Genomic DNA, 23,596 nt, shown 5'->3' on the forward strand with positions numbered 1-23,596 from the left:
GGTCTCGGAAATTCCCTGCCCTATTTCCCTGCTCGCGCGGGAGACCCGGCCGGCTGGCCGGTCCGGAACTTGTCCTTCATCCGGCCGATCCAGCCGTTGAAGGCCTCGTTGTCGGCGGTGACGCGACTGAAGTCCGAGGCCGACAGCGATTCGACGTTCATGCCCTGCAGCGCCACGCGCAAGCCGTCCGGGTTGCCCGCCGTGTCGATGAACCCGCTCCAGCGCTGGCGAAGGCGTCCCAGCGCGGCGTCGTCGTCAGCCAGGCTGTAGGCCACGGCGGCGCGCAGCAGACGGGCCTCGTCGCTCGGGGCCAGCGCGCCCGGGGTCTTGAAGCGATCCCCCAGCGAACGCTCGTACAGCGCCCCGGCCGCCGGCCAGGTGTGCTGCTTCCAGGCGATCTCGGCGCGGATCTCCTGGCCGTCGCGGCTGTTGTCCTTCTCGATCAGCTCGAGGGCGTCGTCGTAACGGCCCAGGCTCATCAGCGCGCGGGCCGTGGCCAGGCGGCGCTCGACGTTCAGGGCCGGCGGGAGAATGGTCGTCCGCGTGTCGTTGATCGCGGTGAGCGCATCCTCGGGCTTCTTGTTCATCAGATAGATCCAGGCCAGGTCAGTGGCGACCTGGGCCTTGGGCACGCCGTTCAGGCGATTGTCGACCTGATACTTCAAGAGCTTGGCGGCGTCGTCCAGCAGGTCGACGTCGACCAGTCGGCGCACCAGGTTGCGGACCATCTGGTCGCCGTCGGCGCCGATCGGGGTCAGGTCCTGGAAGTCGTAGAACAGGCCCACGGCCTGGATCGGCTGCATGCCGTCGGCCAGGCCTTGCAGGAACAGCTGACGGAAGGTGTTCGAGAGATCGTTTTGCAGCGCCAGCGCCTCGGGACGGTCCGGCAGCTGGCGGCCGGCCGAGCGCAGCACTTCCAAGGCCTCGCGATAGCGGCCTTGGTCGATGAACAGCTTGCCCAGCGCCCGAATGACTTCCAGTTCGACGCCGTCGCCGCGCCAGCGGTAGCGCAGCTGGTTCAGAGTCTCAGCGGCCTTGGCGGCGCTGATCTGGCCCTTGGCGTAGCCGATCTCGGTGGCGTGCAGCAGGGCCGGCGTCGCGATGCGGTCGATCGGCGCCCTGGCGATGGCCTGGAACATGCGCTGGGCGCGGACCTTCTCGCCCTTGGCCTCGAAGATGCGGGCCTGGGTCAGCCGAGTGTCCAGCTGATCCTCGATCGGGATCTGGGGCAGGGCCAGGGCTTTGGTGATCAGCTGCATCGCGCCGGTCAGGTCGCCGACGCCCAGGGCGGCCTGGGCCTCGGCATGCAGAAAGCGCGCGCGCCAGAGCGGCGGGAACAGGTCCAGCGCCCGGCCGCCGCCGACGAACTTGCTGCGCGCATCGGCCCATTGGCCTTGCTTGGCCGAGATATAGCCGCGCCACAGCGCGCTCGAAGGATCGTCGGCCAGGACCGGCGAGGAGAAGTCGGCGTCGGCCTCGGTCAGGCGTCCGGCCATGACCTTGGCCATGCCGCGCAGGCCGCGGAACTCGGCGTCGCCCAGCAGGGTCTGGTGCTTGCGGCCCGCCGCGTTGAGGACACCAATGGCCTCGAACGACATCTGCGAGCCGACCAGGAAGCGGGCCAGGGCCATGCGGGCGCCGGTGTCGCTGTCCTTGCCCTCCCCCTCTGGCGCGGCGGGGATCGCGCCCTGCAGGGCGTTGTAGCGCGTCAGGAAGCCGCCGGAGCCGGTCTTGGGCCAGTTGTCCAGATCGATCAGGGCCGGCATCGACATCGGCTGGGGCGCGCCGGCGGCGGCCTCTTCCGGTGGCGTCGAAGCAGAGATCGGCGACAGGACCAGACCCTTGGGCCGGCCGATGCGCAGCAGGTCGCCGTCGGCCTGGACCAGCAGGTCGGTGGCGTAGGTCTCGACGGCCAGGCCCTGCACGGACTGCAGCAGCGCCATCTCGATATATTCACGGCGCGACGGCAGGCCCTTGGACGGAGCCAGGGCCGGGGCGATGACCATCTTGTCGCCGACGGCTGGGTCGTCGACCCACACGGCCTTGGTCACGCCCGAGACCGTGGCCGACAGGGTGGCCGGGTGGACGCTCTCGTCGCGCGCCACCTTGATGACGTCCGGCGTCTCCTGATTTCCTGGGCCCAGGCTGATCTTCCACAGACCGCCCTGCCCTTCGGCGACGTAGGGCGTGCCGGCCTGGGTGACGATCCGCAGGGCGCTGTAGTCCGCGCCCTTGAAGGCTTGGATCTTCGAATAGCGCATGCTGGAGGTCGGCAGCTTGCCGATATCCAAGCGCGCGGGCGTGTCGAACACGATCCAGACCGCCTCGCCGCGCCGGAAGACGGCGGCTCCGGCGGGAGCGGCCCAGTTGAAAGCCAGCGTGACCTGCTGGTCCTGGCGCTCGAACTCGACCTTGACCACCCCACCGGCGGGCATCGGATTGGGACGGCCGATGGGCGCCGCGGGCGCGGCGGTCTGACTGGCGGGCGGCGCGCCCGGTCGGGCGAAAATGTTGACGAAGTCGACGCCGTCGCCATTGCCCAACCGCGCGTCGGCGTCATCGGTCAGGGTGACGACGATCTCCAGCACGCCGTTGACGTGGCGGGCTTCGGACGCCTTCACCCAGCGAGGCGGCGCGATCTTCAGGCTGGACAGGTCGGGATTGGCGTCGCGGCTGAACCGCATCACCAGGGTCTGGCCCTCGCGGTGCGAGACCATCTTCGCGCCGCCGGCCCAGTGGAACTCGATACGCGAGAAGTCCGCCGCCTGCGCCACGCGCACGTCCAACGAACCGCGCGCCGCGACGGGCGGCGGCGCGGCGTACGTGGACGGCGCCAGCGTCCCCGCGATACACGCGGCGGCGACGCTGGAGCGCAGGAGCTGGCGAAGGGTCATGGGCCTCCCTTAACCGACCTTCTTGGGCGAAGCCTTGCCGCGCTTGGCGGCCTTCGGCGTGGCGGGATCCGCGCCCGCCAGCCCGGCGTCGGCCTGCTGCGTGGGGGCGGCGGCGCCAGAGCCGCTGGGGGCGGCGTTGTCGGCGATCGCGGCCTTGCCCTTTTCCACGGCGGGATTGGTCAGACGCGAGGCCAGGCGCTCGGTCAGGACCTTGGCGTCGCCCGGCGACATGTTGGCCAGGATCATCGCCAGGGTGCGTTCCTTCATCTTGGCGGCGATCGGCAGGCGGACCTCGTCCGACAGCAGGGTCATGCGGGCGGCGGCGTCCTTGGGCTTCATGCCGGCATAGACGGTGACCAGGCGGTCGACCTCGGCCTGCTTCTGGCTGTCGACCTGGCCGAGCAGACCCTGGATGTCGCCTTTCAAGCCGGTCAGGGCCTTCATCTTGGCGTCGAGCTTGGCTTCGGCGGCGGCCAGCAGCTGCAGCTGGACGTCGATGTCCTGCTCGCGCTGGTCCAGCTGGCCGCGACGGGCGCCCAGACTCTGCAGCACGCGCAGCTCGGCGGGCGAGAGGCCGGCTTCCTTGGCCAGGGCGTCGGCCGATGGCGCGCAGACGCGCGGCGGCGGGGCGTTGGCGGCCGCCGGCTGGGCGGCGCCTTCGGCCGAGGCGGCTTCCTGGCCGCCCTTGGCGGGACCGCCCTTGCCCTCCGGCTTGACGACGCCCTCGGCGAAGGCCTTAGCCCCGCCCAGCAGGTCCGGCAGCGACTTGGCGCCGGCCAAGGCGTTGATCGCCAGCACGCCGCCGACGGCGACGCCGACCAGAGGCAGGATACGCGGAACGTTCTTCATCGGCGGGGATCTCGGGGGTTGCTTCCGGGACGCGAGCCATCGGTCGGTCCGTCGAAGAGGTCATCGTCGATCCGCGCCCGGGAGCGCGGCGGTTCGCGGGAGGCGCTGGGCGCTCCCAGGGTAGGGCGAGCGGTTGGTGGGATGCGGTCTTCCCGCTCCAGCAGACGCTCGAAATCCTCGGCTTTCAGGCGGCGCTCCGGCTGCGGCGCGGCCTGCGGATCGCGGCTCGGACGGGCGAGCGGCGGGGCCTCGCGCTCGGCGCGCTCCACACGTTCGGCGGCCCGGGGCGCGGGCGCCGCCAGCGGGCGATTGACCCGTTCGTCTAGTTGCGCCGCCAAGGCCTGGGCGCGCTCAATGCGCACCGCCAGAGTCTCGGCCGCCTCGTCGGTGGCCGCGCGCAGATCGGCGAGGCCCTGTTCGGCGCGCGCCGCGGCCTGGTCCAGTTCCGTCACCGCCTTGGCGAAGCCCTCGTGGCTGTCGCGCAGGGCCTTCAGGCGGCGCTCGAGACGCCAGCCAAAGACCAGCGCCGCGATCAGCAGCACCGCGAGGAACCCGTTCATGGCGAAGGCGACGAGGCTCATTTCAGCTTCTGCACCGCCTTCTTGGCGGCGGGCGTCAGCGGCGCTTCGGCCCGCACGGCGATCGAGTGGTTGCGGCGGCCCATGCGGCCGCGCGTCAGCGGGATGGCCCCGGCGCGCAACTCGACCAGGCTATCGGGCGTCGCGTTCAGCATCAGGGTGTCGCCGATCTGCATGTTCAGCACCCGCGACAGCGGCACCTGCTGCTCATCGAGAACGGCGCGGACCTCCATCTGGGTGGTCCACAGCTCGGTGGCCAAGTGGCCTTCCCAGATGTTGTCGCGGCCGAACTTCTCACCCATGAACTGCTGCAGCAGCATCTTCCGGATGGGTTCCAGCGTGGCGTAGGGCAGCAAGAGCTCGATGCGACCGCCGCGGTCTTCCATGTCGATGCGCAGCTTGACCAGGATGGCGGCGTTGGCCGGCCGGGCGATGGCGGCGAAGCGCGGGTTAGTTTCCAGGCGGTCCAGCGAGAAGCCGACCGGATGCAGCGGCTCGAAGGCGCTTTTCAGGTCGTGCAGCACGACCTCGATCATCCGCTGCACCAGGACGCGCTCGATCGTGGTGTAGGGCCGGCCTTCGATGCGCATCGCCGCCGTGCCGCGACGGCCGCCCAGCAGCACGTCGACGATCGAGTAGATCAGGTTCGAGTCGACCGTCAGCAGGCCGTAATTGTCCAGCTCCTCGGCCCGGAACACCGCCAGGATGGCCGGCAGCGGGATCGAGTTCAGATAGTCGCCGAAGCGGATCGAGCTGATGTTGTCGAGGCTGACCTCGACGTTGTCGGACGTGAAGTTCCGCAAAGACGTCGTCATCAACCGCACCAGGCGGTCGAAGACGATTTCCAGCATCGGCAGGCGTTCGTACGAGACCAGCGCCGAATTGATGATGGCGCGGATGCCCGTGCGGTCCTCGCCGCCGTCGCCGGACAGATCGAAGCCCAGCAGGCTGTCGATCTCGTCCTGGTTCAGGATGCGCTCGGAGCCGCCCTCGCCGCCGCCGTCGTCCCAGCCGCCCATGCCGCCGGAGAAGTCGCCGAATTCGTTGCCGCCAGCGGCGGCGTCGCCTTCACCGAAGGCGCCGGGGGGATTTTGCGAGGCCCACTGGGCCATCGCCGCCTGATCGTCGAGTTCTTCCGCCATGATCGTTCGCCCAACAGGTCCGGAGACCTAGTTGATCAGCATCTCCTCGATGAGGACCGCGTTCACCTTGGCCGGCGCGGCGACAAGGTTCACTCGGCGCAGCAGTTCGACCCGCAGCTGGAAGGTGCCCTGGCTGCCGTTCAGATCTTCGGGACGCAGTTCGCGCAGGAACGTCTGGAACATATCCTGCAACCTGGGCAGATTCGGCGTCAGCGCCTCGGCCGTGTCCTCGTCGGGCAGCTCGAAGGTCAGCTTCAGCTTCAGGAAGGTCGACTTGCCGTCGGCCGTCTGCATGTTCACGACGATGTCGGGCAGGGTGTAGAAGACCACGCCGTCGGGGCCTTCCTTGATCACGGGCGCCGGACCGCCGGCGGCCGCGCCACCCTCGCCTTCCTTCTTCTCGCCGTGACCGCCCTCTTCCTTCTTCTTTTCCTTCTTCTTTTCCTTGCCGTGTTCGCCGGCGGCCGCTTCGGGCTTCGGCTTCATCAGCAGGAACGCGGTGACCCCGCCGCCGCCCAGCACGAGGACGCCCGCCGCGATCGCGATGATCAGGATCGGAGGCTTCTTCTTCGCGGGAGCTTCGCCCTCGGCGCCGTCTTCGCCTTCGGGAGCGGGAGCTTCCTTTTCGGGTTTCTTGGCCACGCGCGCGGTTCCTTGGAATCTATACCCGTACTCATGCCCGGGGCATGGTTAACGATGTGTTTTGGAGGCCATTTGGTCGCAGGCTGAATCTGCCCGGCAGACTCCGACCAACACCCCCGCGTTAACCTTCCTATTCGTTGTTTTATATAACGATTTGGCTCTGGCACGAAGGTTGCTTCAGGGGATGCGGCGCATTTGTCGCGCCAGCCGCCCGAGTTAACTCGCCATGGACAACGCGCTCTACGTCGGCCTTTCGCGCCAGATGACGCTTCGCCGCGAGCTGGACATCGTGGCCAACAACATCGCCAACGCCAACACCACGGGCTTCAAGGTCGAGGACCTGATGGTCCGCACCGAGCAGGCCAAGCCGGCCAAGACCCTGGACGGCGCGTCGCCCGTGAAGTTCGTCATGGACACCGGCGTGGCCCGCGACTTCAGTCAGGGTGCGATGACCAAGACCGGCGGCGACTACGATCTCGCCATCGAGGGCAAGGCGTTCTTCAAGATCCAGGCCGGCGGCGGCGAGCGCTACACCCGCGACGGCCGCTTCACCACCAATCCGGAAGGCGTTCTGGTCACCCAGGGCGGCAATCCGGTGATGGACGAGGGCGGCGGCCAGATCACGATCGACCCGAAGCTGGGTCCGGTCACCATCGGCAAGGACGGCATCGTCAGCCAGGGCGCGGTCCGGGTCGGCAAGATCGGCCTGGTGCGACCGGATGACATGGCCAGCCTCGCGAAGGATGGCGACAACCTCTACCGCAACACCGCCAACACCACCCTGCAGCCCGTCACGGACGCTCAGATCCACCAGGGCATGCTGGAAGCCTCGAATGTCCAACCCGTCGTCGAGATCACCAAGCTGATCGAGGTCCAGCGCGCCTACGAGGGCGTCGCCAAGATGATGGACAACACCGCCGAACTCTCGCGCAGCGCCGTCGAGCGTCTGGGCAAGCTCAACTAAGGACGCTAGCCGATGCAAGCTCTCCGCACCGCCGCTTCGGGTATGGCTGCTCAGCAGCTGAACGTCGAAGTCATTTCGAACAACATCGCCAACATGAACACCGTTGGCTTCAAGCGCCAACGGGCCGAGTTCCAGGACCTGCTGTACCAGACGATCGAGCGAGCCGGCTCGCAGTCGTCGAGCGACGGCAACGTCGTTCCGACTGGCGTTCAGGTCGGCGGCGGCGTCAAGGCCGGCTCGGTCTATCGCATCACCGAGCAAGGCACCCCGACCCTGACCGACAATCCGCTGGATGTCGCGATCCAGGGCAAGGGCTACCTGCAGGTGCTGCTGCCCTCGGGCGAGACCGCCTACACCCGGGCCGGCAACTTCTCGACCAACGACCAGGGCCAGGTGGTCACCGAGGACGGCTATATCGTCCAGCCCGGCATCACGGTCCCGCAGAACTCGACCGACATCACGATCAGCAAGACCGGCCTGGTGCAGGTGAAGCTGGACGGCCAGACGGCGCCTCAAACGATCGGCCAACTGCAGCTGGCCAACTTCATGAACGAGGGCGGCCTCGAGGCCATCGGCGACAACCTCTATCTGGAAACCGCGGCCTCGGGCGCGGCCAACCTCGCCGCGCCCGGCGAGCCGGGTTTCGGCGTCCTGCTGCAGCACTACACCGAAGCGTCGAACGTCGACGCCGTCTCGGAAATCACCGCCCTGATCACTGCCCAGCGCGCCTACGAGATGAACTCGAAGGTCATCACGACGGCCGATCAGATGCTGCAAACCACCTCGCAACTGCGGTCGTAAGCTGATGAAAACCTTCCTGCTCGCCGCCGCCGCCACCATCGTCATCGCCGCCCTCTCCGCCCCGGCCTTCGCCGGGACCGCCGTGAGCCTGCGCATGGACACCACCGATGCCGACGGCCGCATCACGCTGGGCGACCTGTTCGACGGCGTCACCGGCCCGGCCGCCGACATGGTGGTCGCCGCCCGCATGGGCCCCACCGCCGTGCTCGACGCCGGCCAGGTGCAGGTCTCGGCCCGCCGCGCCGGCTTCGACTGGACCAACAGCAACGGCGTGCGCCGCATCATCGTCCGCGAAGGCGTCGACAACGGCGGCGTCTCGGCCAATGGCGCGCGCGCGGCCGCCGCGCGCGGCAATGTGGAAGTTCTTGCCTACGCCCGCAGCATCACGGTCGGCGAAATCGTCCAGCCGCAGGACCTCATCTGGACGAAGATGGCCGGCGCCCCGGCCGACGCCCCCCGCGATTCCGACGCCATCGTCGGCTTGGCCGCCAAGCGTCCCCTGCGTGAAGGCGCCGCAGTCTCGATGCGCGACGTGGGCGCCGCCCAGGTCATCAAGTCCGGCGACCTGATCACCGTCACCTATGACGACGGCGGAATTTCCCTTTCGCTTCAAGGCAAGGCCATGGCGGCGGCCGCCACGGGCGACGTCTTCGCCGTCCAGAACACGCTCTCGAAGAAGATCATCCAGGCGGTCGCGACCGGTCCTGGCGCCGCCGCCGTCGGTCCGCAGGCCCAGAGCTTGCAAGCCCGTTCGCAACCCGTTCGTTTCGCCGCTCGCTAAGAGGTCTTCACCCCATGCGTCGCCCCGCTCTCATCGCCGCCGCCCTCCTGCTCGCGCCGCTGGCCGCCTGCTCCACCGTCAAGGAAGCCGTGAAAGGCCCGCAGCTGGCGCCCGTCGGCTATCCCGCCGAACTAGCCCCGATGCAGCAGCAATACGTCTCGGCCCGTGAGCCGGCCCCGCAGGCGGCCTCGGCCAACTCGCTGTGGCGGGTCGGCGCCCGCGCCTTCTTCAACGATCAGCGCGCCAGCCGCGTCGGCGACATCCTGACCGTGATGATCGACATCGACGACAGCGCCAGCACCAAGAACCAGACCGCCAGCTCGCGCACCTCGAACATGAAGGCCGGCATCCCGAACCTGCTCGGCCTGGAATCGAGCCTGGGCAAGGTTCTGCCGGGCGGTTTCGATCCGGCCAACGCCCTGAACACCAACTCGGCCACCACCAACGCCGGCGCGGGCAGCGTCCAGCGCTCGGAAAAGATCAGCCTGACGATCGCCGCGGTGGTCAGCCAGGTCCTGCCGAACGGCAACATGGTCATCCAGGGCACCCAGGAAGTCCGCACCAACGCCGAGCTGCGCCAACTGACCGTGGCCGGCATCGTGCGTCCCGAGGACATCTCCTCGGCCAACACCATCAAGCACACCCAGATCGCCGAAGCCCGCATCAGCTACGGCGGCCGCGGCGACATCAGCCGCGTCCAGAAGACCCCGGCCGGCCAATCGCTGGTCGAGAAGTTCTCGCCCTTCTAAGCGAAGCTTCCAACGACAAGATTGTCGGGCGCGGCGGCCGCAAGGCTGCCGCGCCCGATGCGTTTTCAGGAGCCATTCAGGTCCGCGCCGCGTTGATCGGGCGAGGAGAACCGCCATGGCGTCCCGCATCGCCGCCTTCACCGCCCTGACCCTGTTGGCCGCCGGTCTCGCCGGCTGCGCGCACGAGAAGGTCGGGATGGACGGCTATCGCTGGGCCTATCTCGCCGACGGCGGCGAGGCTCCTCGCCTCGCCTACGGCCGCCCCAACAGCGACGACGTCGTGCTGATGATCAGCTGCCAGCCTGGGCGGGACCGGGTGAACGTTTCGGCCGTCGGTCTGTCGGGCAGTGAGATCGTCCTGGCCTCGGGCCGCGCCGAAAGCCGCTTCGCCGCCGCCACGGTCGAGGACGCCCTGAGCGACGGCGGCCTGCTGGAAGCGCGCGGCCAGGCCAGCGCGCCGGCGCTCGAAGGCTTTCGGAAATCAGGCGACCTGGCGCTGCTGACCAAGGGCGAGCGCCACAGCCTGGCGGCCGAGTCCGCCGATCGAGGCTATGTGCGGGCCTTCTTCAAGGCTTGCGGGGCCTAGGCCCGTCGCCCGGCCCCCGCCGCGCTGACATTGTCCATGCCCAGGGCCGACAGCGCGCCGCGCAGGATGCCCTCGGCGTCGAGACCCGCCTGGGCGTACATGACGTCGGGCTTGTCCTGGTCCTGGAAGACGTCCGGCAGGCACAGGGTGCGGACCTTGAGGCCGCGATCGAACGCGCCGTGCTCGGCCAGGGCCTGCAGCACGAAGCCGCCGAAGCCGCCCATGGCCCCCTCTTCCACCGTGATCAGAGCCTCGTGCTCGCGCGCCAGGCGCAGCAGCAGGTCGATGTCGAGCGGCTTGGCGAAGCGGGCGTCGCAGACGGTGGCCGACAGGCCGCGCGCGGCCAGCAGGTCGGCGGCCTTCAGGCTTTCGGCCAGGCGGGTGCCGAACGAAACGATGGCGACGCTGGTCCCCTCGCGGACGATGCGGCCCTTGCCGATCTCCAGCGGGTCGACGTTCGCGGGAATTTCGAGGCCCAGGCCCTCGCCGCGCGGATAGCGGAAGGCGCTGGGGCGGTCGTCGATGACGGCGGCGGTGGCGACCATCCGGGCCAGCTCGACCTCGTCGGCGGCGGCCATCAGCACCATGCCGGGCAGAGCGCCCATGAAGCCGATGTCGAAGCTGCCGGCGTGGGTCGGTCCGTCGGCGCCGACCAGGCCGGCTCGGTCCATGGCGAAGCGCACCGGCAGGCCCTGGATGGCCACGTCGTGCACCACCTGGTCGTAGCCGCGCTGCAGGAAGGTCGAATAGATCGCCGCGAACGGCTTCATGCCGTCGGCGGCCAGGCCCGCGGCGAAGGTCACCGCGTGCTGCTCGGCGATGCCGACGTCGAAGGTCCGCTCGGGGAACGCCTTCTGGAAGATGTCCAGGCCCGTGCCCGAGGGCATGGCCGCGGTGATGGCGACGATCTTGTCGTCCTTCGTCGCCTGCCGGACCAGTTCCTGGGCGAAGACCTTGGTGTAGCTGGGCGGGCCGGCGGCCGGCTTCTGCTGCTGGCCGGTGACGACGTCGAACTTGGCCACCGCGTGCAGCTTGTCCTCGGCGCCCTCGGCTGGAGCATAGCCCTTGCCCTTCTGGGTGACGCAGTGGACCAGCACCGGCTTGTCGCCGAAGGCCTTGGCGTTCTTCAGCACGCTGACCAGGGCGTCCATGTCGTGGCCGTCGATCGGGCCGACATAGTGGAAGCCCAGCTCTTCGAAGAAGGTGCCGCCGGTGACCATGCCCCGGGCATATTCTTCCGCCTTGCGGGCGGCTTCACGCATCGGGGTCGGCAGCTTTTCGACCACCGTCTTGCCCAGCTTGCGCACCGAGCGATAGGCGCCGCCCGAGACCAGGTTGGCCAGATAGGCGCTCATGCCGCCCACCGGCGGGGCGATCGACATGTCGTTGTCGTTGAGGATGACGATCAGGCGCTTGGTGGCGTCGGTGGCCGCGTTCATCGCCTCATAGGCCATGCCCGCGCCAAGCGAGCCGTCGCCGATCACGGCGATGACGCTGTTGTCCTCGCCCTCCCCCCTTGCGAGACGGGCGTCGCGCGCGGCGCAGAAGCCCAGGGCGGCCGAGATCGAGGTCGCCGCGTGGGCCGCGCCGAACGGGTCGTATTCGCTCTCGGCCCGCTTGGTGAAACCCGACAGCCCGCCGCCCTGGCGCAGGGTGCGGATACGGTCGCGGCGGCCGGTGAGGATCTTGTGCGGATAGGCCTGGTGGCCGACGTCCCAGATGACGATGTCCTTGGGCGTCTCGAACACGTGGTGCAGGGCCACGGTCAGCTCGACCACGCCCAGGCCCGCGCCGAGGTGTCCGCCCGTCACCGACACCGCGTCGATCGTCTCGGCGCGGACCTCGGCGGCCAGTTGTTTCAGCTCGGCGAGGGAAAAATCTCGCGTGTCGGCTGGCGAGGCGATGGTGTCGAGCAGCGGCGTTTTGGATGACATGTTTGACAAAAGCGCGGTCAGTTGCGGCGGTCCAGCACGAAATCAACGCTTTCGCGCAGATGTTCGGCCCGTTCGCCAAAGATTTCGAGATGGGAGCGGGTCTGGTCGGCGAGAAGCGCCACGCGCTCTTTCGCCGCGTCCAGCCCCAGCAGGGTGACGTAGTTGGCCTTGCCCTTGGCGGCGTCCTTGCCGCCGGCGGCCTTGCCCAGGGTCTTTTCGTCGCCCTCGGCGTCCAGGATGTCGTCGACGATCTGATAGGCCAGGCCCAGGTCCTGGGCGAAGGCCATCAAAGCGGCGCGTTCGCTTTCCTTGGCGCGGGCGATGATCAGCGGGATCTCGAAGGCGAAGGCGATCAGGGCGCCGGTCTTCAGGCGCTGCATCCGCGCCACCGCCCCCAGGTCGTCGCGAACGCCCAGGATGTCGATCATCTGGCCGCCGACCATGCCGCGAGCGCCCGAGGCGATGGCCAGCTTGCGCACCAGCTCCGAACGGACATGGCCGTCGTCGTGAGTGTCGGGGTGGGCCATGATCTCGAAGGCCGCCGTCTGCAGCGCGTCGCCCGCGAGGATGGCGGTGGCCTCGTCATACTGCTTGTGCACGGTCGGACGGCCCCGGCGGACATTGTCGTCGTCCATGGCCGGCAGGTCGTCGTGGACCAGACTGTAGGCGTGGATGCACTCCAGCGCGCAGGCCGCGCGCAGCACCGGCCGCTCGGGCAGATCGAACATCTTGCCCGTCTCGAGGGCGAAGAACGGCCGCAGGCGCTTGCCGGGACCGAGCGCGGCGTAACGCATGGCTTCGGTCAGGCGGCTTTCCGGACCATCGGCGCGCGGCAGCAGCTCGTCGAGCGCCACGGTGACGATGTCGGCGGCCTGGACAATGCGCCGGGCAAGATCGGTCAAGGGCGTCTCCCCTCGGTCGCCGGACGTGGGCCAGGCATCAGTTGAACTCGGCCGCTTCGGCGGCGACGGTCCCGCCCTGCCCCAGGACGATCTTTTCGACCTTCAGGCGCGCGGCCTCCAGCTTCTTCTCGCAGTGAGCCTTCAGGGCCGCGCCGCGTTCATAGATGTCGATCGACCGTTCGAGCGGCGCCTGGCCCGACTCCAGCTCGGCCACGATCCGCTCCAGCTGCGCCAGCGCTTCCTCGAAGCTGAGGGCGGAGATGTCAGCGGGGGGGCTGGAGGCGTCGGTCATTTCAACTCTCAGGTGAACAGCGCCAGCCTAGTGGCCTAGACCGACGCGGGCAACGGCCTAGAGCCTAGGCGTGGTTAAGGGAAGAGGGTTTGGCGGATCAGGCGCGACGGAAGCGCTTGATGCTCCAGTAGGCGTGGCCTTCGTCAACCAGCTTCGTCAGTCCACGCGCCTTCAGGGCGTCGGCGATCATCCAGTTAAAGAAGCCGTGGGCCACCACCAGCACGTCCTGGCCGGCGTCCGACAGCTCGATCAGCAGCTCGGCGGCCTGAGCTGCGCGGGCCTCGGCCTGTTTGCGGGTTTCCTGGCCGCCGTGATTGTTGAAGAACCACCACCAGAAGCGGGCGAAGAAACCTAAACGTTTGGGCGACATCCGCAGCCACAGGGGCCAGGGCGGCGGCGGCAGCGGGGCTTCGATGAAGGTCGGGTCGGTCGCGAAGGCCCGGCCGCCGACCACCGCCTGAGCCGTCTCGATCGAGCGCCGGCGGGTCGAGGCGATGATCACGTCGGCCTCGCGGGCGATCTGGATCAGCGGGTCCGGCGGGGTCTGGCCTTCCTTCAGGCCGCCCAGCTCGTAGCGCCCCCACCATTCGCCGTATTCGGGCGCGTTGAGGCGGACCTTGCGCGACAAGGCGGGTTCGCCGTGGCGAGCCAGGGTGATGACGCCCGGCTTCGCGGGCGGGGACGCTTGGTCGGCGATGGTGACGTCGGCCATGTTGTGGAGAAGCCGGTCGGCCAGCGGGCCGTCCCGTCCCCTCACCCCTCCTGAAGAGCGCGTACATGCGCGGCGGCGGACCGCCCCAGCGCCTGGAGGTCGTAACCGCCCTCGAGCGAGGACACAACCCGGCCCTTGGCCCGAGCGTTCGCGACCGAGACGATCGCGCGAGTCGCCCAGGCGAAGTCGTCCTCGGTCAGGCTCTGCGCCGACAGGGGATCGCGGACGTGAGCGTCGAAGCCGGCCGAGACGATCAGCAGCTCGGGCGCGAAGGCGTCGACCTTGTCCATCAGCCCCTCGAATCGCGCGCGCCAGACCTCGCGAGGCGCATGCGGCGCGACGGTGGCGTTGGCGATATTGCCCAGGCCGGTCTCGGACGGATCGCCGGTGCCGGGATAGAGCGGCGACTGGTGGATCGAGGCGAAGAATACGGTCGGGTCGTTCTCGAACACCGCCTGGGTGCCGTTGCCGTGATGGACGTCGAAATCGACGATCGCCACCCGCCTCAACCCCGCCGCCTGGGCCGCGCGCGCCGCCACGGCGACGTTGGAGAAGACGCAGAAGCCCATGGCCGTTCCGGGCTCGGCGTGGTGACCCGGCGGGCGCACGGCGCAGAAGGCCCGCTCCGCCTCGCCTCGCGCCAGGGCCCGCGCCGCGGCCACGCCGGCCCCGGCCGCGCGCCGCGCCGCGGCCAGGCTGCCGGTCGAGAGCACGGTGTCGGGGTCCAGCGCTAGCCGGCCGGTTTTAGGCTCGGAAGCCAGCACGGCCTCGACGAAAGCCTTGGGATGCACCCGCAGCAGATCCTCGATATCGACCATCGGCGCCTCGGCCGGTTCGAGCTCGAGATTGGGGTCGTCGTTCAGGGCGTCGATCACGGCCCGCAGCCGTTCGGGGCTCTCCACGTGCCCGTCGCCGGGCCGGTGGTCGAGCATGTCCAAATGGGTGTACAGCGCGACAGCCATGGGGAGACTCTTAAACCGTGAACGCCGCTCCGACCATCCGCCCCCTTTCGCTTCGGAGGGCCACGCCCGCCGACGCCGACACTGTGTCCAGCCTCGGGGCCCGCACCTTCACCGAGACCTTCGGCCATCTCTATCCGCCCGAGGATCTCGAGACGTTCCTGGCCGAGGCCTATGGCCTGGAGCGCACCCACAACGACCTGGCCCACCCCGACAAGGCGACCTGGCTGCTGGAGGACGAGGACGGCGAGGCCATTGGCTACGCCCTGGCCGGTCCCTGCGCGCTGCCGCACGACGACGTCGCGCCGGGCGACGGCGAACTGAAGCGGATCTACGTGCTTAAGAGCCATCAAGGCGGCGGTCGCGGCTCGGCGCTGCTGACCACCGCGCTGGACTGGCTGGGCCCGCGACGGATCTGGATCGGCGTCTTCTCGGAAAACTTCGGCGCTCAGAAGCTGTACGGCCGCATGGGCTTTACGAAGGTCGGCGAATACCACTTCAAGGTCGGCGAGACGCGGGACCTGGAGTTCATCCTGCGGCGGGGGTGATCCGGCGCCATTGCGTCCCGTTTGAGAACCCTCCATTCTCTCGAACGATCGTTCGAAAGCCGCGCCGATGTTCCTTCGCTTCTTCTCCGAGCTCCGCCAAGCCAAGGTGCCGGTGTCCTTGCGCGAATACCTGCTGCTGATGGAGGCCCTGGACAAGGACGTCATCGATCGCTCGGTCGAGGACTTCTATTTCCTGTCGCGCGCCAGCCTGGTGAAGGACGAGAAGAACCTCGACAAGTTCGACCGCGTGTTCGGCCACGTTTTCAAGGGCCTGGAGACGGTCAACGAGGGTCTGGCCGCCGACATCCCGGAAGAGTGGCTGAAGGCCCTGACCGAACGGTTCCTGACCGACGAGGAAAAGGCTCAGATCGAGGCCCTGGGCGGCTTCGAGAAGCTGATGGAGACCCTGCAGGAGCGCTTGCGCGAGCAGAAGAAGCGCCACGAGGGCGGCAACAAGATGATCGGTTCGGGCGGGACTTCGCCGTTCGGCAACAACGGCTACAATCCCGAAGGCGTGCGGATCGGCCAGGACAAGAGCCGCCACGGCCGCGCGGTGAAGGTCTGGGACAAGCGCGAGTACAAGAACCTCGACGACTCGGTCGAGCTGGGCACCCGCAACATCAAGGTCGCCCTACGCCGCCTGCGCAAGTTCGCCCGCACCGGCGCGGCCGAGGAGCTGGACCTGCCAGGCACCATCAAGGGCACGGCCGAGAAGGGCTATCTCGACATCCAGCTGCGCCCCGAGCGCCGCAACGCCATCAAGGTGCTGATCTTTTTCGACATTGGCGGCTCGATGGACGGCCACATCAAGCTCTGCGAGGAGCTGTTCAGCGCCGCCAAGACCGAGTTCAAGAACCTGGAATTCTACTACTTCCACAACTGCCTCTACGAGACGGTGTGGAAGGACAATCGGCGGCGGCAGACCGAGAAGATCCCGACCTTCGACGTGCTCCACAAGTTCCCGGCCGACTACAAGGTGATCTTCGTCGGCGACGCGACCATGAGCCCGTACGAGATCACCTATCCGGGCGGCAGCGTCGAGCATTGGAACGAAGAGCCCGGCGCGACCTGGATGCAGCGGGTCACCGACATCTACCAGAGCTGCATCTGGCTGAATCCGACACCCGAGCGGCACTGGGACTACACCCAGTCGATCGGCGTGATGAAGCAGATCCTCGGCGACCGCATGTATCCGCTGACCATCGAGGGCCTGGACAAGGCGATGCGAGAGTTGGTGCGCGGCTAACGGCTCAGCGCGCCGGCGTCGTGGGATCGACGAAGTGGCCCAGGTCGGTCGATGACTGTCCGATCAGCGGCACGTCCGGCGAGGCGGCGGCCGCGCCGTGGTCGTTGGCGATCGTCGTCCCCACCCGGAACGTCGTCGCGGTGGCGCCGCCTAGCAGGATGAAAACATCCTCGCGCCCGTCGCCGTTGATGTCGAAGCCGACGCGGGCGCCGGCGATGGTATGGGTCACGTCCGTGACCTGTGGGGCGACGGCTTCGCCCAAGGTCGTGCTCTGGACGGCAAGCACGTCATTGACCGACGCGGTGCTGACCACCGTCATCTGCCCCTTGCCCAGCACCGCCAGGTGGTCACCCTTGGCGGCCGAAAAGTCGAGCACCACGCCCAGCAGCGCCTCGAGCTTTTCGGTCGGTGGCGTGGCCGAGAGCAGGAAGGTGTCCGCGCCCGGGCCGCCGCTGGCCACCACGCGCGCGTTCATGACGATATGATCGTTGCCCGCGCCGCCGTCCAGGCGATCGATCCCGCCGCCGCTTCCAGCCAGGCCCGACCCGGCTGCGGCGAGGTTTCCGCCCCCCACGCCGCCGCCGTCGATATAGTCGTCGCCAGCGCCGCCGTGGATTGTATCCGCGCCGACGCCGCCCTTCAGGACATCGTCGCCGGCGGTTCCGTTCATCACATACTTGCCTCCGGCGAAGCCGTTGTCGTCCGCGCCGGGCTTGGCCGGTTGGTCGGGAAGACCTTCCGTCGCGCCCTGGCTCGCGGATACGGGCGCCTCGGCCTGGCTCAGATGGATGATTTTCGGGACGGCGATGCCGGGTTGCCCCTCCGCCGGGATCTCGACGACCACGGCCTTGCCGCTTTCCGGCTTGATCGGCGTATCGCTGGTCGGGGCGGCGGCCACGACGGCCGGAAGTCCGGCGTGGCTCTGGACGCGGTCGGCCTCGAGGTTCAGCGCGGCGATCAGCTTGGACGCCACGCTGTCGATGGCTGGGTCGTCGGCGCGAGGCAGATTTTCGAAGTTCAGGCGGCCCGCCTCACCCAAATCAATGCCGCGAAGCTCCAGATAAAGGCCCACGGCGATGACCAGCGACAGGAAGGACTGGGCTTCGCGACTGGACGGGTTGAAGGCCACCACGACCCCGCCCTGATCCTCGACACCCGAGGCCAGAACCTGGCGCAGCGCGCTCCACAGGCTGCCGACCTGGTGGAACATGTCGATCGCCGCGTCGTGCACCACGAACTGGCCGTCGATACGGGCGATATGGACCAGCACCTCCTGGTTGCTGTCGGTGACCACGTACCAGGGGTCGCCTGAATCGGTCTGGCCGAACACGCCGTCGACCTCGCCATAGCTGGACTCCAGCTGCTGGGTGAGCAGCATCAGCAGGCCGCGCTCGTTGGCGGACCAGTCACTGGCCGGAGGCCTGGGGCTGAAGGCTAGGATCTCACCCATCTGCGACTCGTCAGGCTTGAGCCGCCCGCTCGGCGAGAGCCGGATCGGCCTCGTCAGCGGCGCCGTCGAACAGCAGGCGATGCAGTTCGGGCTCGTAATAGCGCAGCAATGTGCGCGCGAACTGGCCCGGATCAAGCCCCAGGCTCTCGGCCCAGACCGCCTGGGCCTCGATCGGCACGCGGCCCAGGCCGTTCTCGACCTGGGAAACGAAGGTGTAGTAACGCAGGCCCGTCTTCTCGGCCAATTCGGCCTGGGTAAGGCCCGCCGACTCGCGCGCGGACTTCAGCCAACGCCCCGCCTCGCGACGGAGGGTCTTGGTCAACGCCGCCTTGGCGGGGTTCATCGCCGTTCGTGACATCGCAAAGCCGCTTCCCCGCCCACAGGCGGGCGCTCCCCTAGTTGTTACACATTGCGTAAAAACGCAACAATCCGTTGTCGACCGATCGATTGATCTTGCGGATCATCATCGACGCACATACAGTTTTAACGCAACTATTTTGAACGAAGCGATAGCATGTACGTCTCGATCGACCCCGCCCACTCTCGCGCCGCCGCGCTCGCGGTAGCCCCGCGCCTGTCGCTGGTGATGGTGGTCTACATGACGGGCCCGGCTCTGATGGAGAGCGTGCGCCATGCCCTGGCCGAGCCCCGGGTCGAGGAATTCATCATCGTCGACAACGGCTCGTCCCTGGCCGACGCCGCCTGGCTGCGCGAGCTGGCTCGACGCGAGCCGCGCGTGCGCTTGCTGCAGGGCCTGGGCAATATCGGCTTTGCCCGCGCCGCCAACCTGGGCGCGGCGGCGGCCAAGGGCGAGGCGCTGGTCTTTCTCAATCCCGACGCCTTCTTGACTCCCGGCGCGGTCGCGGCCCTCGCCGACGCGGCCCGCGACCGCCCCTCGCCCTGCATCATCGGGGGTCGGGTGTTCAATACGGACGGCACCGAACAGCGGGGCGCGCGGCGCGGCGAGATCACGCCCGTCACCACCCTGCTCACCCTCTCGAAGCTTAGCGCCATTCTGCCCCCGCTGCGCCGCTTCGAGATCCACCGGGAGGGCGAGCCCCCCCCTGCCCACCCGGTGGACACCCCTACGATCTCGGGCGCCTGCTTCTACATGTCGGCGTCCGACTTCCATGCCCTGGGCGGCTTCGACGAGGGCTATTTCCTGCACGTCGAGGACATCGACCTGTGTTGGCGCGCCCGCCGGCAGGGGGGCAGCGTGCTGTTCCAGCCCAACGCCCGCATCGTCCATGTCGGCTCGACCAGCCGCGAGAACCCGCTGATCATCGAATGGCACAAGGGCAAGGGCCTGGTGCGCTACTTCCTCAAACGCGCCGACAGTCCGCAGCGTAAGGCGCTGGCCTTGCTCCTAGCCCCGCTGATCCTGGGCGTTGCCGTGGCCCGGCCCCTGTTGCGCCAACTGCGGCGCGGCCGCATGGGCCGTCCCGTCGAGCGCCTGGCCGCCATTCCCGGCTGAGGCTTTCCGGCGAACCGCGTTACCGCTATCTCTAGGCGTGAACCGCCAGAGAGCGTCGATGCTTCGCCCGATCCTGCTAGCCTTGACCGTGACGCTGCTGGCCCGGCCGGCCTGGGCCGAGCGGCAGCGGGACGACGAAAGCTGGGGACAGGCCGGCGTCTCGTTCCTGCAATACCGCACCGACGCGGTCGAGTGTGCGTATCGCGTGGGCCAGGACGCGCCGGTCGAGTATCCGGAGGTCGACCTCATCTTCTCGACCAACATCGCGATGCCAGGCGCCGAGAAGGACGTCGACATGCCGATGCGCGAGATGGTCGACGCGGCCGCGCCCAATCCGCAGCGCATGACCCGCCCCTGGCGCGAAGTTTCGAGCCAGCTGCAAGAGCCACTGGCCAAGTGCCTGGGCGAGCGGGGCTATCGCCGCTTCCGCCTGACCAAGGATCAGGTCAAGGAACTGCGCTCGCTGTCGGCGGCCTCCAAGGCCCGGCAGGTCTATCTGTGGAACTTGGCGGTGGATACTAAGGTCCAGCAGCGCCAGACAGCCCGTCGCTAACCGGCCAGCGGTTTCATGCAGGCCGCTTCGACCACGCTCTCTTCGAAGGCGCCGGGCTCGGGCTGGGTCCACTGGCGATCCTCGAAGGCATAGGCCGTCTCGGCGCCCTTCAGATTGTTCTCGGGATAGCGATAGACCGCCAAGCTGCGGAAGGCTCGAGCGGTGCAATCCACATCCTGCGCCATGCGCTCGGAACGATAAGTCAGGCCCGCCTCGCTCCGCGGCGCGCGGAACTCGTGACGCACCCAGACACGCTGCCAGGGCTGCCCGACCGGCGTCTTGCCCGTTTTGGCGAAGGTGATGATGCTCTTGTCCTGGCCAACGCCCAGATACGGCCAGCCGATCCCTTCGATCCGAGTCGACCACTTGGGCGGCGGCGCGGATTTTTGGCCGGGCGCGGTGATGGTCACGGAGTCGACCTTGGACGATGCGGTCGGATCGGTCGCGGTCGGAGCTGCCGCCTGCCCGCTCAGCGACATCAAGGCCGTCAGCATGCCGATCATTGCTCGCTCCCGCCCATTTCGCGGCGGAAACCTAAACGCGAACGCTGTTACGCGCTACCATGGGCGATACTTGACGCTTGCGCCAAATTCGAACGCCCGTAAGACTTCCCTACGGGTAAAGGGGAATATGTAGTGAGTCCGACCACCGACGCCGCCGTTTCACATGAGATCGAGGCCGCCGAGACCGAAGCCGCCACCAAGAACCTGGTCTTCGTCGCCGCCGAGCGCCTGTTCGCGCTGCATGGCTTCCAGAACGTGTCGGTGCGCGACATCACCGCCGCCGCCGGCGTGAACCTGGCCTCGGTGAACTACCACTTCGGCTCGAAGGACGCGTTGCTGTTCGAGATCTTCCGTCGCCGCACGGCCGAGCTCAATCGCGAGCGCGCCAAGATGCTGCACGAGGCCAACGATCGGAACGGCGGCGCGCCGCCGCTGCGCGAGATCCTGGCCGCCCTGCTGACTCCGCCCCTGCGCTGGCTGGCCCCGGACCACGAGCGCCGCATCTCGCTGCAGTTCTTGATCCGCGCCCGCAGCGAAGGCACCGACGAGATCCGCGCCGTGCTGAAGACCGACGTCTCGCACCTGCGCCGCTTCTCTGACGCCCTGCTGCGCGCCCGCCCAGACCTGTCGCCGGAGGAGGTGTACTGGCGCCTGCACTTCACCCTGGGCATGCTGCACAACAACCGCTTCGCCGAGTTCGACCGCCTGAACGTGCTGTCGGAAGGCCAGACCAGCGAGGCCGACGTCGTCGCCCTGCTGAACCGCATGCTGGCCTTCGCCGAAGCGGGCTTCCTGGCCTGACCCTCGCCAGGGTGGCGGGAGGTCCTGGAACCTGAGCCATGCCGGCGCGTTGTCGCTCGGGCATGGGACGGCTGCGCATCCTTCACGAGACGCGGTACTATTACGAGAAGCCGGTGCGGTTCGGGCCGCAACGGCTGATGATCCGCCCGCGCGACAGCCACGCCCTGCGCATCGTCGAGGCCTCGCTGCGGCTGTTCCCGCCCGGCGGCACCCGCTGGAGCTATGACGCCAACGGCAACTGTGTCTGCATCTTCCAGCCCGACGGTAAGGCCGACGCCATGCGGGTGGCTAGCGAACTGGTCATCGACCGCTACCCCGCCCCTCTGGCGCCGCAACGGATCGAGAACCCCGACACCCTGACGCCGATCGTCTATTCCCGCGAGGATCGCGCGACGCTCGAGCCGTTCATCGCGCCGGTCACCGATGACCCAGACGCGGTGCTGCTGCGTTGGCTGCGCGGCCTGCACGGCCATCGCGACGAACCGGCCCTGGCCTTCCTGCTGCGGGTCAATGAGCTGATCCATCAGCAATTCCAATACTGCACCCGCACCGAGGAAGGCGTGCAGACGCCGGTCGAGACCTTGCAGAAGCGCACCGGCGCCTGTCGCGACCTGGCCTGGCTGATGGTCGAGGGCTTGCGTCGCCTCGGCTACGCGGCCCTGTTCGCCACCGGCTATATCCATTCCCCTGGCGCTCACATCCGCGGCGCGGGCGCCACCCACGCTTGGTGCGAGGTGTTCCTGCCCGACCTGGGCTGGCTGGAGTTCGACCCCACCAACGGCTTGGTCGAGTCGCCGGACCTGATCCGCGTCGCCGCCACCCGAACGCCGGCCCAGGCGTTACCTGTGTCGGGCGCGATCATCGGCGACCCCGGATCGTCGCGTCTTCACGTCTCCGTAGATGTGCGTTTGATCGACGAAATCGACCGGGCGGCGTGATAGTTTCAGGAGCGTGCGGGAGGAAAAGCCCATGACCAGCGGCTTCCAGAACCAGAACCCGATGACCAATTTGAACTTTCCGAAGTCGGAGCCAAAGGCCCAGCATGGTCAGAAGCCCGACGAGGCCTGTTTAAAAGTGAAGGAAAAACGGGCCTTCGAACCCAAGCCGGGCCACTGAGGCGCCTAGACGCCGACCGATGCCCCGCTCGCTGACGCCTGTCACGCGAGGCGCCTATACAGGCGCGTAAGGCGCCATTAACCTTGACGCCAGGGGAATGGGGAGCTGAACGAGCATGCGACGCGTCGCGCTCGGATGTCTGTTGGCGACGGCTGGTCTCGCGGTGGTAGGCGCCGCGACCGCCCTGTCGACTCACGCCCCCGAGGAATTCAACCAGACCCTGACCCTGGCCGGCGGCCCCGACGCGGCGTCCGCGACGCTTCCCGTCGACGATCCCGACGCACCGATCGCCACGGCCAAGTATGGCGGCGAGCGGTCTCGCGCGGCCGCGGCGCAGCCCTACGCCGCTCCGGCCGCCGCCACGGTGGCGCTCGCCGGCGGTCCGGCGGAGACGGGTCTGGCCGGCGCGGCTCCGGCGCCCGCTATCCAGACCGTCGCGATCGCCGTTCCCGCCACGGCCGAGCCGTCGCGCCCGGTCGCGCGCCTGTTGGCCGAAGCGCCCGCTCAGCATCGCGGGCCAGTGCTGGGCCTGACCCGGGTCCACGAGATCCGTCCCTACGGCAAGGTGCTGAAAGTCGAGGTCAACGACCAGCCGCTGGCCTTCACGCCGATGGGCCTGCAGTCCAGCGCGGTGAAGCGCTTGACCTTGAGCGCCTCGAATCTCATGTCCAAGACCCGGGTTTCGGTCGAGGACCTGCGTCGCGGCCGGTGGATGCTGTTCGCCGCCAGCTCGGGCAAGGCCTATGGCCTGAACCTGATCCGCGACAGCCTGGGCAGCTGGCGCAACGCCGGCTACAGCGAGGAGAAGCTGGCCCGTTTCGGCAGCCGCCAGATCGGGATCGGCTATCGGAAGGGCAACAACCAGGTTTCGCTGTCGGCCACGCGCCGCAAGCTCAATTCGATCGACTATTCCGACAAGGACACGGTCGTCGGCGTCACCGTCTCGATGCGCGGCAAGTAGGCTCTACGCCTTCGGCGGCGGCCACAGGAAGCACAGGGCGTCGAAGCCCTCGGACAGGCCGACCTTCCACTGGGTGCGGATCGGCGCGGCGAGGGCCGGCGTGGCGGAAACCCCCATCAGGGCGGCGGCGGACAGGAAAAGCTGGCGTCGGTTCATGCC

General features: G+C 68.3%; 27 protein-coding genes. 13 read left to right on the forward strand and 14 right to left on the reverse strand.

Features of this window, described 5'->3' with window-relative positions; all coding sequences use genetic code 11:
• Positions 1 to 20: 20 nt before the first annotated feature.
• The 5 genes from ABIC66_RS06025 to fliL are packed head-to-tail and all read right to left on the reverse strand — an operon-like array spanning position 21 to position 6,105.
• On the reverse strand, positions 21 to 2,894 hold the full coding sequence (locus tag ABIC66_RS06025) for a tetratricopeptide repeat protein (protein WP_354068558.1): 2,874 nt from the start codon (positions 2,892 to 2,894) through the stop codon (positions 21 to 23).
• A 9-nt stretch (positions 2,895 to 2,903) separates the two neighbouring features.
• The gene (locus ABIC66_RS06030) at positions 2,904 to 3,743 is read right to left on the reverse strand and encodes a MotE family protein (RefSeq protein WP_354068560.1); all 840 of its coding nucleotides are present in this window, start codon (positions 3,741 to 3,743) and stop codon (positions 2,904 to 2,906) included.
• Positions 3,740 to 4,324 (reverse strand): DUF6468 domain-containing protein, encoded by a 585-nt coding sequence (locus tag ABIC66_RS06035; protein WP_354068562.1) that lies wholly within the window; start codon positions 4,322 to 4,324, stop codon positions 3,740 to 3,742. The genes ABIC66_RS06030 and ABIC66_RS06035 overlap by 4 nt, the downstream gene beginning before the upstream one ends.
• Positions 4,321 to 5,463: a flagellar motor switch protein FliM gene (gene fliM, locus ABIC66_RS06040; RefSeq protein ID WP_354068564.1), complete on the reverse strand. Its 1,143-nt coding sequence runs from the start codon at positions 5,461 to 5,463 to the stop codon at positions 4,321 to 4,323. Before fliM ends, ABIC66_RS06035 begins: the two co-directional genes overlap by 4 nt.
• Before the next feature lie 27 nt (positions 5,464 to 5,490).
• The gene (gene fliL / locus ABIC66_RS06045) at positions 5,491 to 6,105 is read right to left on the reverse strand and encodes a flagellar basal body-associated protein FliL (protein WP_354068566.1); all 615 of its coding nucleotides are present in this window, start codon (positions 6,103 to 6,105) and stop codon (positions 5,491 to 5,493) included.
• Between the two features lie 226 nt (positions 6,106 to 6,331).
• Here fliL and flgF point away from each other — a divergent pair, with 226 nt between their 5' ends.
• The 5 genes from flgF (at position 6,332) to ABIC66_RS06070 (ending at position 9,986) form a co-directional block, all read left to right on the forward strand.
• On the forward strand, positions 6,332 to 7,069 hold the full coding sequence (flgF, locus tag ABIC66_RS06050) for a flagellar basal-body rod protein FlgF (protein WP_354068568.1): 738 nt from the start codon (positions 6,332 to 6,334) through the stop codon (positions 7,067 to 7,069).
• A 12-nt stretch (positions 7,070 to 7,081) separates the two neighbouring features.
• A complete protein-coding gene (flgG, locus tag ABIC66_RS06055) occupies positions 7,082 to 7,870 on the forward strand; it encodes a flagellar basal-body rod protein FlgG (protein WP_354068570.1) in 789 nt (262 codons plus the stop codon).
• A gap of 4 nt (positions 7,871 to 7,874) precedes the next feature.
• A complete protein-coding gene (gene flgA, locus ABIC66_RS06060; RefSeq protein WP_354068572.1) occupies positions 7,875 to 8,651 on the forward strand; it encodes a flagellar basal body P-ring formation chaperone FlgA in 777 nt (258 codons plus the stop codon).
• Positions 8,652 to 8,665: 14 nt separating this feature from the next.
• Positions 8,666 to 9,400: a flagellar basal body L-ring protein FlgH gene (gene flgH / locus ABIC66_RS06065; protein WP_354068574.1), complete on the forward strand. Its 735-nt coding sequence runs from the start codon at positions 8,666 to 8,668 to the stop codon at positions 9,398 to 9,400.
• Between the two features lie 115 nt (positions 9,401 to 9,515).
• Positions 9,516 to 9,986: a hypothetical protein gene (locus ABIC66_RS06070; protein WP_354068576.1), complete on the forward strand. Its 471-nt coding sequence runs from the start codon at positions 9,516 to 9,518 to the stop codon at positions 9,984 to 9,986.
• Here ABIC66_RS06070 and dxs read toward each other — a convergent pair.
• The 5 genes from dxs to ABIC66_RS06095 form a co-directional block, all read right to left on the reverse strand.
• Complete coding sequence (gene dxs, locus ABIC66_RS06075; protein ID WP_354068578.1) at positions 9,983 to 11,920, reverse strand: 1-deoxy-D-xylulose-5-phosphate synthase; 1,938 nt, start codon at positions 11,918 to 11,920, stop codon at positions 9,983 to 9,985. The genes ABIC66_RS06070 and dxs overlap by 4 nt on opposite strands.
• Positions 11,921 to 11,937: 17 nt before the next feature.
• Complete coding sequence (locus ABIC66_RS06080) at positions 11,938 to 12,822, reverse strand: polyprenyl synthetase family protein (protein ID WP_354068580.1); 885 nt, start codon at positions 12,820 to 12,822, stop codon at positions 11,938 to 11,940.
• 37 nt (positions 12,823 to 12,859) lie between these two features.
• Positions 12,860 to 13,114, reverse strand: coding sequence for an exodeoxyribonuclease VII small subunit (locus ABIC66_RS06085; RefSeq protein ID WP_354068581.1), 255 nt, complete (start codon positions 13,112 to 13,114; stop codon positions 12,860 to 12,862).
• Positions 13,115 to 13,211: 97 nt separating this feature from the next.
• Positions 13,212 to 13,871 (reverse strand): histidine phosphatase family protein, encoded by a 660-nt coding sequence (locus tag ABIC66_RS06090; RefSeq protein ID WP_354068582.1) that lies wholly within the window; start codon positions 13,869 to 13,871, stop codon positions 13,212 to 13,214.
• On the reverse strand, positions 13,868 to 14,788 hold the full coding sequence (locus ABIC66_RS06095; RefSeq protein WP_354068583.1) for a histone deacetylase family protein: 921 nt from the start codon (positions 14,786 to 14,788) through the stop codon (positions 13,868 to 13,870). The genes ABIC66_RS06090 and ABIC66_RS06095 overlap by 4 nt, the downstream gene beginning before the upstream one ends.
• Positions 14,789 to 14,805: 17 nt before the next feature.
• Between ABIC66_RS06095 and ABIC66_RS06100 the strand changes: the two genes are divergently transcribed.
• On the forward strand, positions 14,806 to 15,333 hold the full coding sequence (locus ABIC66_RS06100) for a GNAT family N-acetyltransferase (protein ID WP_354068585.1): 528 nt from the start codon (positions 14,806 to 14,808) through the stop codon (positions 15,331 to 15,333).
• A 67-nt stretch (positions 15,334 to 15,400) separates the two neighbouring features.
• Positions 15,401 to 16,579, forward strand: coding sequence for a vWA domain-containing protein (locus tag ABIC66_RS06105; protein ID WP_354068587.1), 1,179 nt, complete (start codon positions 15,401 to 15,403; stop codon positions 16,577 to 16,579).
• 4 nt (positions 16,580 to 16,583) lie between these two features.
• Here ABIC66_RS06105 and ABIC66_RS06110 read toward each other — a convergent pair whose 3' ends face one another.
• Both ABIC66_RS06110 and ABIC66_RS06115 read right to left on the reverse strand, forming a co-directional pair.
• Positions 16,584 to 18,029: a calcium-binding protein gene (locus ABIC66_RS06110; RefSeq protein ID WP_354068589.1), complete on the reverse strand. Its 1,446-nt coding sequence runs from the start codon at positions 18,027 to 18,029 to the stop codon at positions 16,584 to 16,586.
• A gap of 10 nt (positions 18,030 to 18,039) precedes the next feature.
• Positions 18,040 to 18,387: a helix-turn-helix domain-containing protein gene (locus ABIC66_RS06115; protein ID WP_354068591.1), complete on the reverse strand. Its 348-nt coding sequence runs from the start codon at positions 18,385 to 18,387 to the stop codon at positions 18,040 to 18,042.
• Positions 18,388 to 18,543: 156 nt separating this feature from the next.
• Between ABIC66_RS06115 and ABIC66_RS06120 the strand changes: the two genes are divergently transcribed.
• Positions 18,544 to 19,503 carry a glycosyltransferase family 2 protein gene (locus tag ABIC66_RS06120; protein WP_354068593.1) on the forward strand — a complete coding sequence of 320 codons (960 nt, stop codon included), beginning with the start codon at positions 18,544 to 18,546 and terminating at the stop codon, positions 19,501 to 19,503.
• A 58-nt stretch (positions 19,504 to 19,561) separates the two neighbouring features.
• Positions 19,562 to 20,056 (forward strand): hypothetical protein, encoded by a 495-nt coding sequence (locus ABIC66_RS06125; RefSeq protein ID WP_354068595.1) that lies wholly within the window; start codon positions 19,562 to 19,564, stop codon positions 20,054 to 20,056.
• Here the strand turns inward: ABIC66_RS06125 and ABIC66_RS06130 are convergent.
• Positions 20,053 to 20,559 carry a surface-adhesin E family protein gene (locus ABIC66_RS06130; protein WP_354068597.1) on the reverse strand — a complete coding sequence of 169 codons (507 nt, stop codon included), beginning with the start codon at positions 20,557 to 20,559 and terminating at the stop codon, positions 20,053 to 20,055. The genes ABIC66_RS06125 and ABIC66_RS06130 overlap by 4 nt on opposite strands.
• 132 nt (positions 20,560 to 20,691) lie before the next feature.
• Here ABIC66_RS06130 and ABIC66_RS06135 point away from each other — a divergent pair, with 132 nt between their 5' ends.
• The 4 genes from ABIC66_RS06135 to ABIC66_RS06150 all read left to right on the forward strand — a co-directional run bounded on the left by ABIC66_RS06135 (position 20,692) and on the right by ABIC66_RS06150 (position 23,437).
• Positions 20,692 to 21,360: a TetR/AcrR family transcriptional regulator gene (locus ABIC66_RS06135; RefSeq protein WP_354068598.1), complete on the forward strand. Its 669-nt coding sequence runs from the start codon at positions 20,692 to 20,694 to the stop codon at positions 21,358 to 21,360.
• Between the two features lie 38 nt (positions 21,361 to 21,398).
• Positions 21,399 to 22,298, forward strand: a complete 900-nt coding sequence (locus tag ABIC66_RS06140) for a transglutaminase family protein (RefSeq protein ID WP_354068600.1) — start codon at positions 21,399 to 21,401, stop codon at positions 22,296 to 22,298.
• A 31-nt stretch (positions 22,299 to 22,329) separates the two neighbouring features.
• Entirely contained in the window at positions 22,330 to 22,476 is a 147-nt protein-coding gene (locus tag ABIC66_RS06145) for a hypothetical protein (protein ID WP_354068602.1), read from the forward strand.
• A 115-nt stretch (positions 22,477 to 22,591) separates the two neighbouring features.
• Positions 22,592 to 23,437, forward strand: a complete 846-nt coding sequence (locus ABIC66_RS06150) for a hypothetical protein (protein WP_354068604.1) — start codon at positions 22,592 to 22,594, stop codon at positions 23,435 to 23,437.
• Between the two features lie 3 nt (positions 23,438 to 23,440).
• Here ABIC66_RS06150 and ABIC66_RS06155 read toward each other — a convergent pair whose 3' ends face one another.
• Entirely contained in the window at positions 23,441 to 23,593 is a 153-nt protein-coding gene (locus tag ABIC66_RS06155) for a hypothetical protein (RefSeq protein WP_354068606.1), read from the reverse strand.
• Between the last annotated feature and the right edge of the window lie 3 nt (positions 23,594 to 23,596).

Origin of the sequence: Caulobacter sp. 1776 (assembly GCF_040545685.1) — a bacterium.
GTDB lineage: Bacteria > Pseudomonadota > Alphaproteobacteria > Caulobacterales > Caulobacteraceae > Caulobacter.

Bases quoted from the DNA above. Each gene is read 5' to 3' on its own strand.
- ABIC66_RS06145 (WP_354068602.1), top strand. From the start codon at position 22,330: ATGACCAGCGGCTTCCAGAACCAGAACCCGATGACCAATTTGAACTTT.
- ABIC66_RS06155 (WP_354068606.1), bottom strand. From the start codon at position 23,593: ATGAACCGACGCCAGCTTTTCCTGTCCGCCGCCGCCCTGATGGGGGTT.
- flgF (WP_354068568.1), top strand. From the start codon at position 6,332: ATGGACAACGCGCTCTACGTCGGCCTTTCGCGCCAGATGACGCTTCGC.
- ABIC66_RS06070 (WP_354068576.1), top strand. From the start codon at position 9,516: ATGGCGTCCCGCATCGCCGCCTTCACCGCCCTGACCCTGTTGGCCGCC.
- ABIC66_RS06130 (WP_354068597.1), bottom strand. From the start codon at position 20,559: ATGATCGGCATGCTGACGGCCTTGATGTCGCTGAGCGGGCAGGCGGCA.
- flgA (WP_354068572.1), top strand. From the start codon at position 7,875: ATGAAAACCTTCCTGCTCGCCGCCGCCGCCACCATCGTCATCGCCGCC.
- fliM (WP_354068564.1), bottom strand. From the start codon at position 5,463: ATGGCGGAAGAACTCGACGATCAGGCGGCGATGGCCCAGTGGGCCTCG.
- ABIC66_RS06115 (WP_354068591.1), bottom strand. From the start codon at position 18,387: ATGTCACGAACGGCGATGAACCCCGCCAAGGCGGCGTTGACCAAGACC.
- ABIC66_RS06120 (WP_354068593.1), top strand. From the start codon at position 18,544: ATGTACGTCTCGATCGACCCCGCCCACTCTCGCGCCGCCGCGCTCGCG.
- ABIC66_RS06105 (WP_354068587.1), top strand. From the start codon at position 15,401: ATGTTCCTTCGCTTCTTCTCCGAGCTCCGCCAAGCCAAGGTGCCGGTG.
- ABIC66_RS06035 (WP_354068562.1), bottom strand. From the start codon at position 4,324: ATGAGCCTCGTCGCCTTCGCCATGAACGGGTTCCTCGCGGTGCTGCTG.
- ABIC66_RS06140 (WP_354068600.1), top strand. From the start codon at position 21,399: ATGCCGGCGCGTTGTCGCTCGGGCATGGGACGGCTGCGCATCCTTCAC.
- ABIC66_RS06025 (WP_354068558.1), bottom strand. From the start codon at position 2,894: ATGACCCTTCGCCAGCTCCTGCGCTCCAGCGTCGCCGCCGCGTGTATC.
- ABIC66_RS06150 (WP_354068604.1), top strand. From the start codon at position 22,592: ATGCGACGCGTCGCGCTCGGATGTCTGTTGGCGACGGCTGGTCTCGCG.
- ABIC66_RS06125 (WP_354068595.1), top strand. From the start codon at position 19,562: ATGCTTCGCCCGATCCTGCTAGCCTTGACCGTGACGCTGCTGGCCCGG.
- flgH (WP_354068574.1), top strand. From the start codon at position 8,666: ATGCGTCGCCCCGCTCTCATCGCCGCCGCCCTCCTGCTCGCGCCGCTG.
- flgG (WP_354068570.1), top strand. From the start codon at position 7,082: ATGCAAGCTCTCCGCACCGCCGCTTCGGGTATGGCTGCTCAGCAGCTG.
- ABIC66_RS06110 (WP_354068589.1), bottom strand. From the start codon at position 18,029: ATGGGTGAGATCCTAGCCTTCAGCCCCAGGCCTCCGGCCAGTGACTGG.
- dxs (WP_354068578.1), bottom strand. From the start codon at position 11,920: ATGTCATCCAAAACGCCGCTGCTCGACACCATCGCCTCGCCAGCCGAC.
- ABIC66_RS06030 (WP_354068560.1), bottom strand. From the start codon at position 3,743: ATGAAGAACGTTCCGCGTATCCTGCCTCTGGTCGGCGTCGCCGTCGGC.
- ABIC66_RS06095 (WP_354068583.1), bottom strand. From the start codon at position 14,788: ATGGCTGTCGCGCTGTACACCCATTTGGACATGCTCGACCACCGGCCC.
- ABIC66_RS06085 (WP_354068581.1), bottom strand. From the start codon at position 13,114: ATGACCGACGCCTCCAGCCCCCCCGCTGACATCTCCGCCCTCAGCTTC.